General features: G+C 64.3%; 15 protein-coding genes. 8 read left to right on the forward strand and 7 right to left on the reverse strand.

Features of this window, described 5'->3' with window-relative positions; all coding sequences use genetic code 11:
- Positions 1–91: 91 nt before the first annotated feature.
- Positions 92–1,024, forward strand: coding sequence for a LysR family transcriptional regulator (locus tag BLR25_RS15450; RefSeq protein ID WP_091938801.1), 933 nt, complete (start codon positions 92–94; stop codon positions 1,022–1,024).
- Positions 1,025–1,135: 111 nt separating this feature from the next.
- On the opposite strand, the gene BLR25_RS15455 is transcribed toward BLR25_RS15450, so the two are convergent.
- On the reverse strand, positions 1,136–2,746 hold the full coding sequence (locus BLR25_RS15455) for a methyl-accepting chemotaxis protein (RefSeq protein ID WP_091938802.1): 1,611 nt from the start codon (positions 2,744–2,746) through the stop codon (positions 1,136–1,138).
- 1,218 nt (positions 2,747–3,964) lie between these two features.
- Here BLR25_RS15455 and BLR25_RS15460 point away from each other — a divergent pair.
- Genes BLR25_RS15460 through BLR25_RS15470 form a run of 3 tightly spaced genes read left to right on the forward strand, consistent with a single transcriptional unit; the run spans position 3,965 to position 9,843 of the window.
- Complete coding sequence (locus BLR25_RS15460; protein WP_091938803.1) at positions 3,965–7,156, forward strand: efflux RND transporter permease subunit; 3,192 nt, start codon at positions 3,965–3,967, stop codon at positions 7,154–7,156.
- A gap of 3 nt (positions 7,157–7,159) precedes the next feature.
- Positions 7,160–8,368, forward strand: coding sequence for an efflux RND transporter periplasmic adaptor subunit (locus BLR25_RS15465; protein WP_091938804.1), 1,209 nt, complete (start codon positions 7,160–7,162; stop codon positions 8,366–8,368).
- Positions 8,365–9,843, forward strand: coding sequence for an efflux transporter outer membrane subunit (locus BLR25_RS15470; protein WP_091938805.1), 1,479 nt, complete (start codon positions 8,365–8,367; stop codon positions 9,841–9,843). The genes BLR25_RS15465 and BLR25_RS15470 overlap by 4 nt, the downstream gene beginning before the upstream one ends.
- A 26-nt stretch (positions 9,844–9,869) precedes the next feature.
- Here the strand turns inward: BLR25_RS15470 and BLR25_RS15475 are convergent, their stop codons facing one another.
- From BLR25_RS15475 to BLR25_RS15495, 5 genes are read right to left on the reverse strand one after another with little or no spacing between them, the layout of a single operon-like run.
- Positions 9,870–10,361, reverse strand: a complete 492-nt coding sequence (locus tag BLR25_RS15475) for an HPP family protein (protein ID WP_091938806.1) — start codon at positions 10,359–10,361, stop codon at positions 9,870–9,872.
- Positions 10,361–10,576: a hypothetical protein gene (locus BLR25_RS15480; RefSeq protein ID WP_091938807.1), complete on the reverse strand. Its 216-nt coding sequence runs from the start codon at positions 10,574–10,576 to the stop codon at positions 10,361–10,363. Before BLR25_RS15480 ends, BLR25_RS15475 begins: the two co-directional genes overlap by 1 nt.
- A gap of 39 nt (positions 10,577–10,615) precedes the next feature.
- Complete coding sequence (locus BLR25_RS15485) at positions 10,616–11,110, reverse strand: hypothetical protein (RefSeq protein WP_143009887.1); 495 nt, start codon at positions 11,108–11,110, stop codon at positions 10,616–10,618.
- A complete protein-coding gene (locus BLR25_RS15490; protein ID WP_091938809.1) occupies positions 11,098–11,649 on the reverse strand; it encodes an OmpA family protein in 552 nt (183 codons plus the stop codon). Before BLR25_RS15490 ends, BLR25_RS15485 begins: the two co-directional genes overlap by 13 nt.
- Positions 11,646–12,149, reverse strand: coding sequence for a MarR family winged helix-turn-helix transcriptional regulator (locus BLR25_RS15495; protein ID WP_245715586.1), 504 nt, complete (start codon positions 12,147–12,149; stop codon positions 11,646–11,648). The genes BLR25_RS15490 and BLR25_RS15495 overlap by 4 nt, the downstream gene beginning before the upstream one ends.
- A 237-nt stretch (positions 12,150–12,386) precedes the next feature.
- Between BLR25_RS15495 and BLR25_RS15500 the strand changes: the two genes are divergently transcribed.
- Positions 12,387–12,749 carry a CoA-binding protein gene (locus BLR25_RS15500; protein WP_091938876.1) on the forward strand — a complete coding sequence of 121 codons (363 nt, stop codon included), beginning with the start codon at positions 12,387–12,389 and terminating at the stop codon, positions 12,747–12,749.
- Between the two features lie 48 nt (positions 12,750–12,797).
- On the opposite strand, the gene BLR25_RS15505 is transcribed toward BLR25_RS15500, so the two are convergent.
- Entirely contained in the window at positions 12,798–13,703 is a 906-nt protein-coding gene (locus BLR25_RS15505) for a LysR family transcriptional regulator (protein ID WP_091938810.1), read from the reverse strand.
- 314 nt (positions 13,704–14,017) lie between these two features.
- Here BLR25_RS15505 and fabI point away from each other — a divergent pair, with 314 nt between their 5' ends.
- From fabI to BLR25_RS15520, 3 genes are all read left to right on the forward strand, one after another.
- A complete protein-coding gene (gene fabI / locus BLR25_RS15510; protein ID WP_091938811.1) occupies positions 14,018–14,794 on the forward strand; it encodes an enoyl-ACP reductase FabI in 777 nt (258 codons plus the stop codon).
- 137 nt (positions 14,795–14,931) lie between these two features.
- Positions 14,932–15,399 (forward strand): MaoC family dehydratase, encoded by a 468-nt coding sequence (locus BLR25_RS15515; RefSeq protein WP_091938812.1) that lies wholly within the window; start codon positions 14,932–14,934, stop codon positions 15,397–15,399.
- Positions 15,396–15,839, forward strand: a complete 444-nt coding sequence (locus BLR25_RS15520) for a MaoC family dehydratase (RefSeq protein ID WP_218122770.1) — start codon at positions 15,396–15,398, stop codon at positions 15,837–15,839. Before BLR25_RS15515 ends, BLR25_RS15520 begins: the two co-directional genes overlap by 4 nt.
- Positions 15,840–15,843: the final 4 nt, after the last annotated feature.

A 15,843-nucleotide genomic window follows, 5' to 3' on the forward strand; every position in this document is an offset into this window, starting at 1 on the left:
CTTACAGGCGGGAGTATGGGGACGGCACTGCTCGAAATAAATGGAAGTAGTATGCTTTCACAATTCCAATTTATGGAATTGTGGAGAACGCATGCTGAACCGACTGGAAATGCTCAGGATCTTCTGCACGGCGGCCGAGACGGGAAGTTTCAAGGGTGCCGCCGCCAAGCTCGGGACCTCGCCGCAGGCGGTCACACGGGCGATTCAGGAACTGGAAGCCTTGCAAGGCGAGTTGCTGTTTCATCGCAACACCCGCGGCATTCGCATCACGGCGTTCGGCGAACAACTGGCGCGCCGCGCCCGCGAGGGGGTTCAGCAGATCGATGTCCTCTTCGCCCAGGAAAGCGCGCCGAGCGAGGCCGATCTGCAAGGCGTCGTCAGTCTGACGGCTCCGAATGCCTTCGGCCGCCATCACCTGATGCCCATTCTGACCCGGATCGCCAAAGACCATCCCCAGATCGCCTTCAACCTGCGTTTCAATGACCAGCGTCTGGATGTGGTCGACGAAAAAATCGACATCGGCCTGCGCATGGGATTCATCCGCGACAACCGCTTCGTTGTCCGGCCGGTCGCGAAGATGCCCTTCTGCGTCGTCGCCGCGCCGGAATTACTGGCCCGTCAGGGGGTACCGAGCGCCATCGAGGATCTGGATCGTTTCCCCTTGTCGGCCATGCACGACCGTACCACCGGTCGTCTGTGGCCATGGTTCTTCAAAGCGGGACAGCAACTGACGCCGCAACGTCCGGCCTTTGTCTGCGACGATGCGGAAGTCGAGTGTTCGGCGCTGCTGGCGGGAATCGCCATCGGTCAGGTCCCGGGATTCATGGCCATGCCCCATATCGCCGCCGGACGTCTGGTGGAAGTCCTGCAACGCTTCGCGCCAGACCCCTGGGATCTCTATATCTACCGCCCCCAGCGCACCCCCACGCCGGCCCGGATCCGCCTCGTTTTCGACACACTGACGCAGGCGCTGTCCGTCGATCAAATTCCCGAAGACAAGGCCCGCTGGCGGGATTGGACTTGATGTGAGCGCAACCGATGGCCCGGCATCACTGTGACGACCGGGCCATGACACTTATGAGCCTATCTCGATAGGGCTCGTGGGCCGCGAGCCCTACCGAAATAGGCTCTAAATCTACAGGCGATAGGCAGCGACGACCGCTTCGACCTTGCCGGCGACCTCGTCGAGATTCATTGCCAATGCGGCGCTGTTCTGGGCGGCCGCGCTGGACTCTTCGGCCATGTGCGCGATGTTCTCGACGCCGCTGGAGATCGTGTTGCTGGTCTGGCTTTGTTCCCGGATCGCCGCCGCAATTTCTTCGACCATCGCGACCGACTTCCGGCTCGCTTCGCTGATCCGGCGCACGGCAACGCTCGCGTCGTCAGCGCGCGCGACGCCCGAAGCGACCATCGCAACGGCGGCTTCCATACTCGCCGACGCCCCTCTGGAGACCATCCGGATCGAATCTATCGTTGCCGCAATTTCCCGTGTCGATGTTGAAGTCCGCTCTGCCAACTTGCGCACTTCGTCGGCAACCACCGCAAAACCACGTCCCTGCTCGCCAGCGCGCGCCGCCTCGATCGCTGCATTGAGCGCCAGGAGATTGGTCTGTTCGGCCACCTCCCTGATGACCGCCACGATCGATGATATCTGCTCGCTGCTCGCTTCGAGCTCGCTGATGCGATGCGACGCCTGATCGACCGATGCGGCAATCTGCTTGATATTATCGACCGTTTGCGCAATGACGGCTTCACCCTCGGCAGCGTACGTGCCTGATTCGGTCGACAAGGCATGCGCCTCAACCGAACGATCGCTGACGTGCGAAATGCTGACCGTCATCTGCTCGACGCTCGCCGCCATATCGGCGGCAGAATCTCTTTGTTGCGAGGAGGCGCCGGCGACCTGTGTCGAAGCCTGAGCCAAGTGGTTCGACGCCTCGGAAACGCGCCGCGTATTCTCCGAAATTACCGACAGGCTGGCTCGGAGTCGGTCCACCAATCGGTTGAGCGCGACGGAGACGGAAGCGATCTCGTCCTTGCCGATCACCTCGGCACGCGTTGTGAAGTCCAGATTACCCTCGATTTGGGCGATCGCGACCTGTACCGAATTCAACGAACGATTGACGCCGCGGGTCACCAGCAGGCTGACCGCACCGACCACAATGGATCCGGCCAAGGTAATCGCGAGCATCAGCATATTGCCCTGGCGCGACGTATCCTCGGCCTCCTTGGCCTGGCTACCCGTCAATGAGATATTGAGTTCGATGTGTTCGTTGACGAGTTTGGAAAGGATGTTGCGCTGTTCCGCCATGTTTTTGGTTTCGGCATAGGCGCTGGCCTTGTCGCCACTGCGCGACAGGCCGAGCACGCTCGGCAGGAAGCCCAGGTACTTGGCCGCGGCGGACTTCTCCGCCTCGAGCATTTCCCGACCTTTAGGCGTACGGACATACTTCCCATACTCCTCGAGACCAGCCTTCAACTCCGTCGCAGCGGCTTCGATGGCCTTCTCGTGTTCCGCCATCGCTTCCTTCTGTGTGCTGTTGAGGTGGCGGTAGAGACTCAGCCCGACGTCCTGCTGCGCCGACTTGATCCGGTACATGGTTTGTACGGCCGGCAAGGCCTTGCCGTTGGTGTACTCGAGCGCCTGCCCGTTCTGCTGGGCGACGTAACGCCCTAGCAGTCCGATCATCGCCAGAGTAGCCATCGAAAAAGCCGCCATGAGCTTCAGCTTGAGTGCGATATTCATTTTCCCCCCCAGAGGATGTCCCCACTTCGCGTGGAGATTATTTTCATGTATGTGATAAGCACATTCGCGTCATGTCATCGACAAGTAACAATCCCCATGCCATAAAAATGGCGCAGGGTGTTCGTCGAATTTGACGTCGAGTGTGATACCCCCAAAAAAACATCAATTTTATTGTTATGGACTATTACATGTACTACAGAACACCTGCTTCCGCCGGTTCATCAACACCGGCGAGAACCTGCCTGAGTCATATTGTTATGCAAAACGCGGAAGCGAATGTGCATCGTTTTCCACCAAGGCAGAATTCATATTAGTGCAAGGTTACTGATTTGTCGCTACATCAAACCACAATCGCGTATTTTTTCCGGGTATCTGCCACCCGATCGCTCACCGATACGGAACCGGGACACGCGGGCCAATGCGCCGAACCACGAATACCACCGGTGTAATCGCCTCCAAGCAACATCGACTCGGGTAACGAGAGTCGGCCCGCTTCGCTGCATACGGCAAGGCCAATGCCCACGGCCTGGTTGCTCACGGCCAGGGAAATCTGCCGTTCGGAACAGCCGAGACTCGCAAGCGCGGCAGCCGTCGTATTGGGACAAGCCGTTGGCGAAGCGGGCTGGGCGGTCAGCGGCGAACTCGTCGATCCAAGCACCGTATCAGCCGCATCGGCGATCGCCGGAGTGCCATCGGCGCCACACTACTGCATGTCACGCAGGCACCGGACCCATCGAGGGCGTTCCCGGCGAAGAACCAGCTGTCATCGAATCCATTCGGGCACCATACCCGAGGCACATACACCGGACGTCATAATCTTCCAGTCATAACATGCCAAGAAATTGCAAACCGCCGTCCAGTCGTGAAGCTGTCCCGCACGCCGCACCGGGCGCCTGCAATTTACAAGGCATTTCGGGGCGGCAGAGCGGTCCGGCACAGACATCCGGCAATTCCGCCGGCGTTCCGGACGCCCCGCCGCCGGGTACTGTTGCATTTCAGCCATACCCGGCCCGATGATGACGCGCGCTGAAACAACTTCGCGGCGCCAGCAGCGTTATGATGCGGGGTCCTCAAAAGCTGTCTCGAAACAGTGCCGAGCGCAGCAAACGGCGCGGAGGATGAAACCGCAACCGCATTACGGCAGGGAACTGGCACCGCGCAAAGCCCAAGGGCAAGCGCAGTAAATATTGAAACGGCTTCTTCGTTCGGAGCTTCACTGTGTCATTGGTTCAGATCGCGCTGCGTCGCCCCTACACCTTCATTGTCATGGCGATGTTGATCGTTCTCGCGACGCCATTCGCCCTGCTCAACATGGCGACCGACATCTTTCCCGAGATCAACATCCCGGTCGTCAGCATCATCTGGAACTACAACGGCCTGCCGGCACAGGAGATGGGCCAGCGCATCGCCGGACAGAGCGAACGCGGACTGACGACGACGGTCAGCGACATCGAGCACATCGAGTCGCAGTCGCTGGCCAGCATCACCGTCATCAAGGTCTTCTTCCAGCCGAACGCCAATATCCAGACGGCCATCGCCCAGGTCGTCGCAGCCATGCAGACGCAGGTGCGGCAACTGCCGCCCGGCATCACGCCGCCACTCGTCATCAAGTATTCGGCGTCGAGCATCCCGGTGCTCCAGTTGGGTCTTTCCAGCCCGACGCTGCCCGAGCAGGCCGTCTTCGACGCGGCCATCAACCAGTTGCGGCCGCAGCTGATCACCATTCCCGGCGCCGCCATCCCCTTTCCCTATGGCGGCAAGAACCCGCTGATCTCGGTCGACCTCGACCTGACGGCGCTGCAGGCGCGCGGACTGTCGCCGGCCGACGTGGTCAACGCCGTCAACCTGCAGAACCTGATCCTGCCCTCCGGCACGGCCAAGTTCGGCAGCACCGAATACGTCGTGCGCATGAACGGCTCGCCCGAGGTCGCCAACGAACTCAACGACCTGCCGATCCGCACCGCCGGCGCAACCACCACCTACCTGCGCGACGTCGCCCAGGTCCGCCAGGGCTTCGCGCCGCAGACCAACATCGTGCGCCAGGACGGCAACCGCGGCGTCCTGCTCTCGATCCTCAAGAACGGCGGCGCCTCGACGCTCGACATCGTCGGCAACCTGAAGGCGCTGCTGCCGCGCGTCACCCAGATCCTGCCGCAGGACGTCAAGGTCTCGCCGCTCTTCGACCAGTCGGTCTTCGTCAAGGCGGCGATCAAGGGCGTCGTCATCGAGGCGCTCATCGCCGCCGCGCTGACCGCGGCCATGGTCCTGCTCTTCCTCGGCAACTGGCGCAGCACGCTGATCATCGCCATCACCATCCCGCTCTCGATCCTGGCCTCGATCCTCGTCCTCAAGATGCTCGGCGAGACGCTCAACCTGATGACATTGGGGGGCCTCGCGCTCTCGGTCGGCATCCTCGTCGACCAGGCCATCGTCACCATCGAGAACGTCGAGCGCCATATCCACATGAACAAGCCGATCATCGAGGCGATCGAGGCCGGCGCCGGCGAGATCGGCGTCGCCAACTTCGTGTCGACGCTGTGCATCTGCATCGTCTTCGTGCCGATGTTCTTCCTCACCGGCGTCTCGCGCTTCCTCTTCGTGCCGCTCGCCGAAGCCGTCGCGCTGGCCATGATCGCGTCCTACATCCTGTCGCGCACGCTGGTGCCGACGCTGGTCATGCTGATGATGGGCAACCTGCAGCCGAGCAGCGGCACCAGCCTGCTGCAACGCCTCTACCGCGCCTTCGACAGCGGTTTCGAGCGCGTCCGCCGCGCCTATGCGCTGGTCCTGTCGGTGATGCTGGCGCACCGGCGCAACTTCTCCTTCGCTTTCATGGGCTTCTGCCTGCTCTCCTGCCTGCTCTACCCGGTGCTCGGCCGCGACTTCTTCCCGAGCGTCGATGCCGGCCAGATCCGCCTGCACTTCCGCGCCCCGACCGGCACGCGCATCGAGGAAACCGCGCGCCTTGCCGACGCCATCGAAGGCGTCATCCGCGAAGTCATCCCGGCCGACCAGCTCGAAACCATCCTCGACAACCTCGGCGTGCCCAACAGCGGCATCAACCTCTCCTACAGCAACGCCGGCACGATCGGCACGCTCGACGGCGAGATCCTGCTCTCGCTGCATGAGGACCATGCGCCGACCGAGGACTTCGTCACGACGCTGCGCGCCGAGCTGCCGCGCCGCTTCCCCGGCGTCGAATTCTTCTTCCAGCCGGCCGACATCGTCACGCAGATCCTCAACTTCGGCCTGCCGGCGGCGATCGACGTCCAGTTCTCCGGCCCCGACATGGCCGGCAACGCCCGCCTGGCGGCCGAACTGACCGAGGCGATCAAGAAGATCCCCGGCGCCGTCGACGCCCACATTCACCAGCGTCTCGACGCGCCGGCGGTGGCCCTCAAGATGGACCGCACGCGCCTGCAGCAAGTCGGCCTGTCGGCGGCCAACGTCGGCCAGAACGTGTTGATCTCGCTCTCGGGCAGCTCGCAGACCGCGCCGGCCTTCTGGCTCAATCCCAAGAACGGCGTCGTCTATAGCGTCGCCGTGCAGGCGCCGCAGTACTCGGTCGATTCGCTCAACGCCCTGCTCAACATGCCGGTCGGCACCGGCTCGGCGCTGACGCCGGCGGCCGGCGGCAACCAGCTGCTCGGCAACCTCGTCGACGCGGTGCCGGCGCGCATGATGTCGGTCGTCTCGCGCTACAACATCATGCCGGCCGTCGACATCTTCGTCGGCGTCCAGGGCACCGACCTCGCCTCGGTCGCCACCCGCGTCCGCGAACTCGTCGAGGAGATCCGGCCGAAGCTGCCGCGCGGCAGCCAGATCGTGCTGCGCGGCCAGGTCGAAACGATGCAGTCGTCCTTCATCGGCCTCGGCGTCGGCCTCGCCATGGCGATCGTCCTCGTCTATCTGCTCATCGTTGTGAACTTCCAGTCCTGGATCGACGCGCTCGTCGTCATCGCCGCGCTGCCGGCGGCGCTGGCCGGCATCGCCTGGATGCTCTTCATCACCGGCACGACGCTGAGCGTGCCGGCGCTGACCGGCGCGATCATGACCATGGGCGTGGCGACCGCCAACAGCATCCTGCTCATTTCCTTCGCGCGTCAGCGCCGCGAAGTCGGCGTGCCGCCGCTGGCCGCCGCGCTCGAAGCCGGCGCGACGCGTATCCGGCCGGTGCTGATGACGGCGCTGGCGATGATCATCGGCATGATCCCGATGGCGCTCGGACTCGGCGAAGGCGGCGAACAGAACGCCCCGCTCGGCCGCGCCGTCATCGGCGGCCTGATCTTCGCCACCGTCTCGACGCTCTTCTTCGTTCCCGCCGTCTTCGCGGGCATCCACCAACGCCTGGCGCTGCGCCGTGCCGCCAGAACACCATCCCCGGCCATCCCGGCGCCGCAGGAGCACTGAACCATGACCGAGCAACGCCATTCGGAACTTGATCTGCACCCGATCGATACCGGCAGCGACGAAGACCACGCGAACCTCGTCAAACGCCAACAGGTGATGCGCTACACCCAGCGCGCCGGCATCGTGCTGCTGGTCGTGCTGGCGCTCGGCGCCGGCCGCACGGTGTTCAGCCGCGTCGCCAACGCGCAGGTGCTCGAAAAGCGTACGGCCGAGCAGTCGAAGATCTACCTGCGCGCGACGCAGGCGCGCATGGGCGGCGCCGAGCGCGTCCTGACGCTGCCGGCGACGCTGCAGGGCTATGTGCAATCGCCGGTCGCGGCGCGCGCCGCCGGCTACGTCAAGCGCTGGACCAAGGACATCGGCAGCCGCGTCGAGAAAGGCGAACTCCTGGCCGAGATCGCCGCCCCGGAAATCGATCAGCAACTGAGCCAGGCGATCGCTGCGCGCGACCAGGCCGCCGCCAACCTGGCGCTTGCCAGAAGCACCGCCGAACGCTGGGAAGGACTGCGCCGCAAGGATGTCGTCTCGCAACAGGACCTCGAGGAAAAGCGCAGCGCCGCCGCCCAGTCGCAAGCCAACCTGGCTGCCGCCGAAGCCAACATGCAACGGCTGCGCCAGCTTGAGGAATTCAAACGCGTCGTCGCGCCGTTTGCCGGTGTCATCACGCGGCGGAACGTCGACGTCGGCGACCTGATCGACAGCTCCCGCGTCCTCTTCGCCCTCTCGCAGACCGACCCGTTGCGCGTCTATGTCAGCGTGCCGCAGGCCTACGCGCACCTCGTCAAGACCGGCCTGAAGGTCAGCGTGACGCAGTCCGAACTCGCCGGCCAGCGCTTCACCGGCAAGATCGCGCGCACCGCCGCATCGATCGACACAGCGACACGGACGATGCAGGTCGAAGTCTCGCTGCCCAATCCCGACGGCCTGCTGCTGCCCGGCGCCTACGTCCAGGTCGGCCTGCCACTCGCCGACAACCGCGCACTGACGGCGCCGACCAACACGCTGCTGATTCGCGGCGAAGGCACGCTGGTCGCCAGCGTCGATGACAAAGGCGTGGTCAGCCTGCGCCGCGTCACGATCGGACGCAATTACGGCGCCGACTTCGAAGTCCTCGACGGCATCAGCGCCAAGGACCGCCTGATCCTCAACCCGCCCGACTGGCTGGCCGACGGACAGGTGGTGACGCTCGTCGCCGACAAGGAGCAGCCGTGAGACCGTCGCCGCGCGCGCTCGCCTGGCTGATCGTTGCAGCCGTCGCAGGACTCGCCGGCTGCGACACGATCCCCGAGCAGGTCAAGCCGACGCTCGACCTGCCGGTCGCCTGGACGCTCGATTCGCCCTGGCGACAAGCCACGCCCAGCGACGCGCTGGCCAAGGGACAATGGTGGCGGCGCTTCGACGACGCCATCCTGGACGATCTGCAGGATCGCGCCAGCCGCAACAGCCCGACGCTCGAACAGGCCAATGCGCGCCTGGCGCAGGCGCGCTCGCTGCAGGCCGCGTCCGAAGCCGGCCTGTTCCCGCAGATCGGCCTGCTGGCGCGGCCGGCACGCCAGGAAATCTCGGCCAACCGACCGCTCACCAACTACAAGTCGCCCAACTTCGCGACGATCCAGAACGACCACATCCTGTCGATGAACGCGAGCTACGAAGTGGACTTCGCCGGACGCGTGCAGGCGACGATCGAAGGCGCGCGCGCCACCGCCGAACAAACGGCGGCCGACCTCGAAAACCTGCGCCTGCTGCTCGCCGCCGACCTCGCCAGCGCCTACTTCAACCTGCGCGAAATCGACACCGAGATCGACGTGCTGCGCCGCGCCATCGGCCTGCAGGAACGCGCGCTCGAACTCATCACCGCGCGTTACGACATGGGCGCCGCCACCGGTCTCGACGTCGCCCAGCAGAAAGCGCTGCTCTCGGCGACCCGCGTCCAGCAGGAATTGCTGCGTCGCCAACGCGGCCAGTTCGAGCACGTCATCGCCACGCTGATCGGCGTGCCGGCGCCGCAGTTCTCGCTGACGCCCGAACGCCGCGACATCGGCCTGCCGGCGGTACCGCTCGGCATTCCCTCGGATATCCTCGAACGCCGTCCCGACGTTGCCGTCGCCGAACGCGCCATGGCTGCGGCCAACGCGCAGATCGGCGTCGCCAACGCCGCCTTTTTCCCAAGCGTCATCCTGAGCGCGACCGGTGGCTTCGAAGCCAACCAGATGAGCAAGCTCTACGACGAACCGAGCCTGATCTGGTCTTTCGGCGTCGCCATCGCCAAATCGGTCTTCGACGGCGGCCGCGTCAAAGCCAATGCCAAGGCCGCGCTTGCCGGCTATCAGGCGACCGTCGCCAACTACCGCAAGGTCGTGCTGACAGCGATGCAGGAAGTCGAGGACGGCATCACCGGTCTCAGCGCACTCGAACGCGCCGCCGAACATGCCGGCGCCTCGGCCCGCACCGCCGCGCACGTGCTCGACATGACGACGGCGCGCTACGAGGGCGGCGCCTCGTCATACTTCGAAGTCATTGCCGCGCAACAGGCGCTGCTGACGAGCGAACGCCAGGTCGCGCAGATCAACGGCCAGCGCCTCGTCACCACGGTCTTCCTGATCAAGGCGCTCGGCGGCGGCTGGGAACGCGTCCCGGCGACGGACGCCAAGAACGCCGTCCCCGCGGAAAAGGAAAAAGCCTCGTAGACGACGCCGGCATCCGCCGCCGCGAATCAGGAGGGACGCACTTCCGAGCGCACCAACCAGGCGGCCGGATAGCGCTGCGCGCCGGGCCGCAGGCGGCTCCACACGGCGGCGATCGCCGCCAGCATCGTGATGCCGACGAGGACTGGCTGCCACAAGGCCGCGTAGCCGGCATGGCTGTGAATCATGATGAGCGGATTGGCTCCGGCGGGTGGATGCACCGAGCCGGTCACCCGCATGAACACCAGAGCCAGCGCCTGCGCCAGTGCATAGACCCAGAGCGCATCGCCGAAGGTCTGATAGCAGGCGATGCCGATCAGCGCCGTGCCGAGATGCCCGAGAAAAAGCGCGCGCGGCTGGGCCGCCTGCGCCGTCGGCAGCCCGAAGAGGAAGACCGCCGAGCCGCCCAGCGAAGCGAGCAGGAAAGGATTCACTGGCGGCGCCACCGCATACAGCGCGGCGACAATGCCAAGCCCGATGCCGAGCGCGCTCCAGAGCAGGCCAAAGCATGCAGTTCGCATTACTTCCCCCGGGCTGGCGGGCTGAAATGATCGCTGTCGCGCCCCGCCGGCGAACCCTGCATCCGCGGCTGTTCCGGTCGATTTCCCAGCCGGTCCGCCTGCATTTTCTCGCGACGCTCGCGCCGGACACGCCGGAAAGCGCAGGCGTACAACGAACCGACCACGCCAACCAGCCCGATCAGAATGGGAGTGTGCTCGAACATGCTCTTGATCATGAATCACCTCGCTATGAAAGACCGCCCCGCCCGCCAGTTTCAGCGCTCTCGCGCCATGACCCGGTCGAGCGCGTCGAATGCGCTCTCCTGGTTACGAGCATAGGCGAAATAAAACTTGGCATTGCCTTTTCCCATCGACCGGCCCGAACCGCTCTGGCAACTGTCCATCGACCATTGCAGCTTCATCGGCCGGCCACCGGCGCAGACGATGCTGCCGTGACCGCGGGTACCGGCGCACGCATCCGGATCGGGCAATTCCTTGATATCGAGTTCGCCGGTCAGCGTGCAGGCCTGCTCGCCGCGCTTGAGGTCGTAAACAAAGCGGAAGGCATTGTCGCGCTCGGGCAAGGCGACCTTGGCGACGAAGCGCACGACGCGCGCGCCGTTGCCGAACGCGGCGACCAGCACCCCGTGGCCGCTTTCCTGGTGCCAGGCGCTGATGATGAACGGCAAGGCGCAGGCGAGAATGATCAGGACAACGATCCCGACCGGCTCGCCCTTGTAGCCATTCGGCATATCCTTCATGCCTTGCATGAAAAATCCACGCGACGCAGCCGCTGGCGACAGGCTTCGTTGCTGCAGACGAAGCTGGCGATCTTGACGCTGTTGCTGCGGTGACGGCGGATCTGGCCGCGCTCGACACCGAGCGAGCGCAGCGCCGCGCTGACCGCCGCGAGGCGCTGCTCGGCGATGGCGATGTTGTAGCTGCGACTACCGAGGTCGTCGGAATAGGCGACCAGCAGGATGCTCCGGCGCGGCGACTGCTTGAGCACGTCGGCGCAGGCGCGCAGCTTGTCGACCTCCTCGTCGCCGAGCATCGTCACATCGGGCGGAAAGAAAATGCTCTGCGCCGCATCGTTACCGGAGGGCGGCGACAACTGCAAGGACGGGATCAGTTTGACCGGCGCCGATGCCGAAGCGCCCGAATCGCTGGCGGACACGTCGGTACGCGCTGCCGACGGCGCGCTCCCGGCCTCCTGCGCAGCACTCAGCGCTATTCCCTGCACCGGCCACGACACGGCCAACCCGACACACAGACAACAACGAACGAACACCCCACGCAAGCGCTTCATCCTTTCATGTCCGACTGAACGATCTCGGCCAGCGGCGTGCGGGCAAAGGCCTCGTTCTTGCCGGGAATATGACGGATCAATTCATCAAGATTGATTTGCAATGTTTTCAGTGCCACCTCGGGCAGCGATGACAAGGCTGCCGGCAGCACCCCTTCGGCCGGTCCGGGCAGTGCCTCGATTGCCGCCTCGCCCTGCGCCGCCAGGCACAGTCCGACGCGCCGCCGATCGCGGTGCATGGCCTTGCGCTCGAGACAGCCGAGCGCGACGAGCCGATCGACCATCAGGCTGCAGGTGGACTGGTGAATCCCCATCAATCCGGCGAGTTCGCTGACGCCGATACCGGGTTGGCGCTGCACTTCCTGCAGCACCCACATCTGCGCGCCGGGCAAGCCGCAGCGCGCCTCGACCTCGCGGAAATGCTGCCGCATCGCTCCGAAGATCAGACGGAACTGCTGCAGCACCTCAAGCGTCCGCTCCGGCGCGGCCGATGGCTTTTTCACGCTGAACACCCCACGACAGGCGACTCCGCAAAGAAATAAATTGTTTTGATTGTAAATGTTTTTTGGCGGGTGGTGTCGATACGAAAAAGAGCGACAAGATGCCTCACCAGCAGGCCTGCCGCCCCGGCGCCACATTAGTGGCCTATGCTAATATTCAAACTCGTCGCCTTTCCCGACACGGTCGCGGAAAGGCCCCGGCGGACGCCGACGGCGCCCGCGCAACGCGAGGAACAGCTCATGGAAAATGTCATCGTCGTCGGCGCCAGCAGCAACGAGGAGCGCTATTCCAACAAGGCCATGAAGATGCTGAGCGACTACGGGCATACGCCGATCCCGGTCGCGCCGAAGGATGCCGAGATCCTGGGCCGCACGGTCTACGCCTCGGTCGCGGCGGTACCCGGCCCGGTCGATACGGTCACGCTCTACGTCGGTCCGCAGCGGCAGGAGGGGCTTTTCGAGCAGATCATCGGCAAGGCGCCACGCCGCGTCATCTTCAATCCGGGCACCGAGAATCCCGGCGAATACGAGCGCCTGCGCGCCGCCGGCATCGAACCGATCGAAGCCTGCACGCTGGTGCTGCTGCGCACGGGACAGTTCTGAGACACCGTTTCAGGCATTGACGCGGCAGCCACCTGGCCTGCCGCCGATTCAGAACGGGTAATGGAACTGCGTCGGATCGCTTTCCGTCATTTCCCGGATGAAATCCCAGGCGGCGCGTACGCGGCGCAGCTTGAAGAGTTCGGTCGGCGCCGCGATCCACAAGGTCAGGGTCACCTTGCCCTCGCCGGGCAGGACCGGAATCAGGTTCGGCCGGTTGTCGACGACATAGGGAATGAGCATCCCCAGACCCAGCCCGGCGGCAATGGCATCGCGCTGCGCCAGCATGCTGGTGCTGGTGAAACGACGGCGCGGACGCGGCGTCAACTGCTCCAGATAGCGCAGCCCTTCGTTCATCAATTGATCCTGAACGTAATCGACGAAGTCATGCCCGGCCAGGTCGCCGAGCCCCCGGATTGGCGGATGCGCGGCCAGGTACTCGGCCGAGGCATGCAACTGGTATTCGAGATCGGTAAGGCGCGAGACGACGTAACGCCCGGTCCGGGGCGGCGCCAGCGTCACCAGAATATCGACCTCCCGCGCCGCCAGGCTCGGAAAATGCGGCAAGGGAAGAAGCTCGACGATCAAGCGCGGATGCGCCGCGTACAAGCGGTCGAGAAAACGCGGCAGGATGCAAAGACCATAGGCTTCCGGCGTACCGATGCGGACGGTGCCGCTCGCCCCGGCATCCCGTCCGGACGCCTCGGACAACGCCGTGAGCATCGCGCTTTCCATTGATTCGGCATAGGGCACGAGCGCCTCGCCGGCCTGGCTCAGTGCATAGCCCTTTCGCGTTCGCAGGAACAGCGAGGTATCCATCTCATGCTCGAGGCGGGCGATACGCCGTGACACCGTCGTATGCTCGACGCCGAGCTTTTTCGCCGTCGCCGAGAGCTTGCCCGTACGGGCGAGTTCCAGGAAGTACCGCAGATCGCCCCACTCCGGGCTGTCACTCATTGCGCACCCCTTGTGCAAATTTGCACAACAACACTGCAAAATTTCGGATTTTCATGGCATTTTGCTTCGAGCATACTTGTTTTTGTGCACCTATGGCAATCGCGGCAAAGCTTCTCCCGAACGTCGGGTCGAGATGCCGCCGGCAAGCGCGGACTTCCCGCCGACGTCGGCAAGCCGATGCCAAACGGGTGCGTTGCCGCATCGATGACAGCAAGGCGCAGGAAAGAATTTCTCCGCGGACGGCCAGTCGCCGGGCAATGGCCGACCCGTTCGCCGGATACGGGTTTTTTTCATTACCGCAAGGGGTTACTCGCATGAACGCACTCGCCAATCTCGCCGGCAAGAAAGGATTGATCGTCGGCATCGCCAACCAGGACAGCATCGCCTATGGCATCGCCCGGAAGGTCGTCGGCGCCGGCGCCACCATCGCCGCCACCTATCTCAACGACAAGGCCGAGCCCTTCGTCCGCCCGCTCGCCGAAGGCCTCGGCGCCGAACTGATCCTGCCCTGCAACGTCATGGTCGACGGCCAGCTCGAAAAGGTCTTCGAGGCGGTCACGGCCAAGTGGGGCAAACTCGATTTCGTCGTCCATTCCATCGCCTTTTCGCCGCTGGCGGACCTGCACGGCCGCATCGTCGACTGCTCCGCCGAAGGCTTCAAGATGGCCATGGACGTCTCCTGCCATTCCTTCATCCGCATGGCCAAGCTCGCCGAACCGCTGATGACCGACGGCGGCGCCCTGGTGACACTGTCGTACTACGGCGCCGAGAAGGTCATCCCGAACTACAACATGATGGGACCGGTAAAGGCCGCGCTGGAGAGCGTCACCCGCTATCTCGGTCACGAACTCGCGGAAAAGCGCATCCGTGCCGTCTGCATCTCGCCGGGACCGCTGCGCACCCGCGCCGCCAGCGGCATCAAGAGTTTCGACGATCTGGTCGAGGCCGCCAGCGCCAAGATCCCGCACTACGACGAGGTCAATCAGGATGACGTCGGCAACTTGTGCGCTTTCCTCGTCAGCGACGAAGCGCGCTTCCTGTCCGGCTACACCTATTACGTCGATAACGGACTGAGCCAGGTCGGCATCTGACTCTTATCCAGCGACTCAAACCCTATCTCTCCGCGGGCCGCTGATGAGGTGGAGACCTTCCCGGGTCTCCACCCATCCGTCCTGTCGCGTTCGCATCGGCAGCCCGTTGGCACGGAGCATCCACGTCGGAGGCAATCATGTTTGACCCCGCCACACACTGCGGCGAAGTTCAGCTCGGCTTGACGATCAACCAGATCAAGGTCGGCGACACCGCCTCGTTCGGCAAGACGCTGACCGAGGCCGATGCCTATCAGTTCTCGGGCATCATCGGCAATTTCAACCCCATCCATGTCAACAAGGAGTTCTGCGCGTCGATCGGACTCGGCAAGCGCGTCGTTCCCTCCATGCTGGTCGCCAGCATGGTGTCGAAGATTCTCGGCACGCAGTTGCCCGGCAACGGCACGGTGCACGTCGCGCAGGAGATGGAATTCCTCCAGCCGGTATTCATCGGCGATACCGTCACCTGTCACGTCGAAGTCAGCGGCGTCGATGGCAAGGCGCAACGCGTCCGGCTCGACATCGCCTGCACCAACCAGCAGGGCGAGGTCGTCGCCCGCGGCGAATCCGAGGCGATTCCGCCGGCCTGCGCGAAGGGGAGACCATGATGGACGCCCATATCGGCAAGACCGTCGCCGAGATCCGGGTCGGCGAAGAAGCCTATTTCGCCAAGACGATGACCGAGACCGACATGATGCTGTTCGCCGGCATCACCGGCGACCTCAACCAGTTGCCGATCAACGGCGAATTCGCGCGCGGCAGCCGCTACGGCCAGCGCGTCGCCCACGGCATGCTGACGGCAAGTTTCGTCACCAACATCCTCGGCATGAAACTGCCGGGCTTCGGTACCTTGTTGCGTTCTTTCAAGGTGCGCTTCACCGCCCCGGTATTCCTCGACGACACCGTCGAGATCGGCGTCCGCGTCAGCGCAACCGATCTCGCCGGCAATACGGCGACCTTCGAAACCTGGGCCGTCAATCAACGCGGCGAGACAGTGATGCGGGGCAGCTGCGTCGTCACGCCGCCGACAGCGCTCGCACCCGCCTAAGGAG

It is taken from the genome of Propionivibrio dicarboxylicus (assembly GCF_900099695.1).
GTDB classification, from domain to species: Bacteria; Pseudomonadota; Gammaproteobacteria; order Burkholderiales; family Rhodocyclaceae; genus Propionivibrio; species Propionivibrio dicarboxylicus.

Excerpts from the sequence above, each read along its gene's own strand:
- BLR25_RS15450 (WP_091938801.1), top strand. The coding sequence starts at position 92 with ATGCTGAACCGACTGGAAATGCTCAGGATCTTCTGCACGGCGGCCGAG.
- BLR25_RS15455 (WP_091938802.1), bottom strand. The coding sequence starts at position 2,746 with ATGAATATCGCACTCAAGCTGAAGCTCATGGCGGCTTTTTCGATGGCT.
- BLR25_RS15465 (WP_091938804.1), top strand. The coding sequence starts at position 7,160 with ATGACCGAGCAACGCCATTCGGAACTTGATCTGCACCCGATCGATACC.
- BLR25_RS15475 (WP_091938806.1), bottom strand. The coding sequence starts at position 10,361 with ATGCGAACTGCATGCTTTGGCCTGCTCTGGAGCGCGCTCGGCATCGGG.
- BLR25_RS15480 (WP_091938807.1), bottom strand. The coding sequence starts at position 10,576 with ATGATCAAGAGCATGTTCGAGCACACTCCCATTCTGATCGGGCTGGTT.
- BLR25_RS15485 (WP_143009887.1), bottom strand. The coding sequence starts at position 11,110 with ATGCAAGGCATGAAGGATATGCCGAATGGCTACAAGGGCGAGCCGGTC.
- BLR25_RS15490 (WP_091938809.1), bottom strand. The coding sequence starts at position 11,649 with ATGAAGCGCTTGCGTGGGGTGTTCGTTCGTTGTTGTCTGTGTGTCGGG.
- BLR25_RS15500 (WP_091938876.1), top strand. The coding sequence starts at position 12,387 with ATGGAAAATGTCATCGTCGTCGGCGCCAGCAGCAACGAGGAGCGCTAT.
- BLR25_RS15505 (WP_091938810.1), bottom strand. The coding sequence starts at position 13,703 with ATGAGTGACAGCCCGGAGTGGGGCGATCTGCGGTACTTCCTGGAACTC.
- fabI (WP_091938811.1), top strand. The coding sequence starts at position 14,018 with ATGAACGCACTCGCCAATCTCGCCGGCAAGAAAGGATTGATCGTCGGC.
- BLR25_RS15515 (WP_091938812.1), top strand. The coding sequence starts at position 14,932 with ATGTTTGACCCCGCCACACACTGCGGCGAAGTTCAGCTCGGCTTGACG.
- BLR25_RS15520 (WP_218122770.1), top strand. The coding sequence starts at position 15,396 with ATGATGGACGCCCATATCGGCAAGACCGTCGCCGAGATCCGGGTCGGC.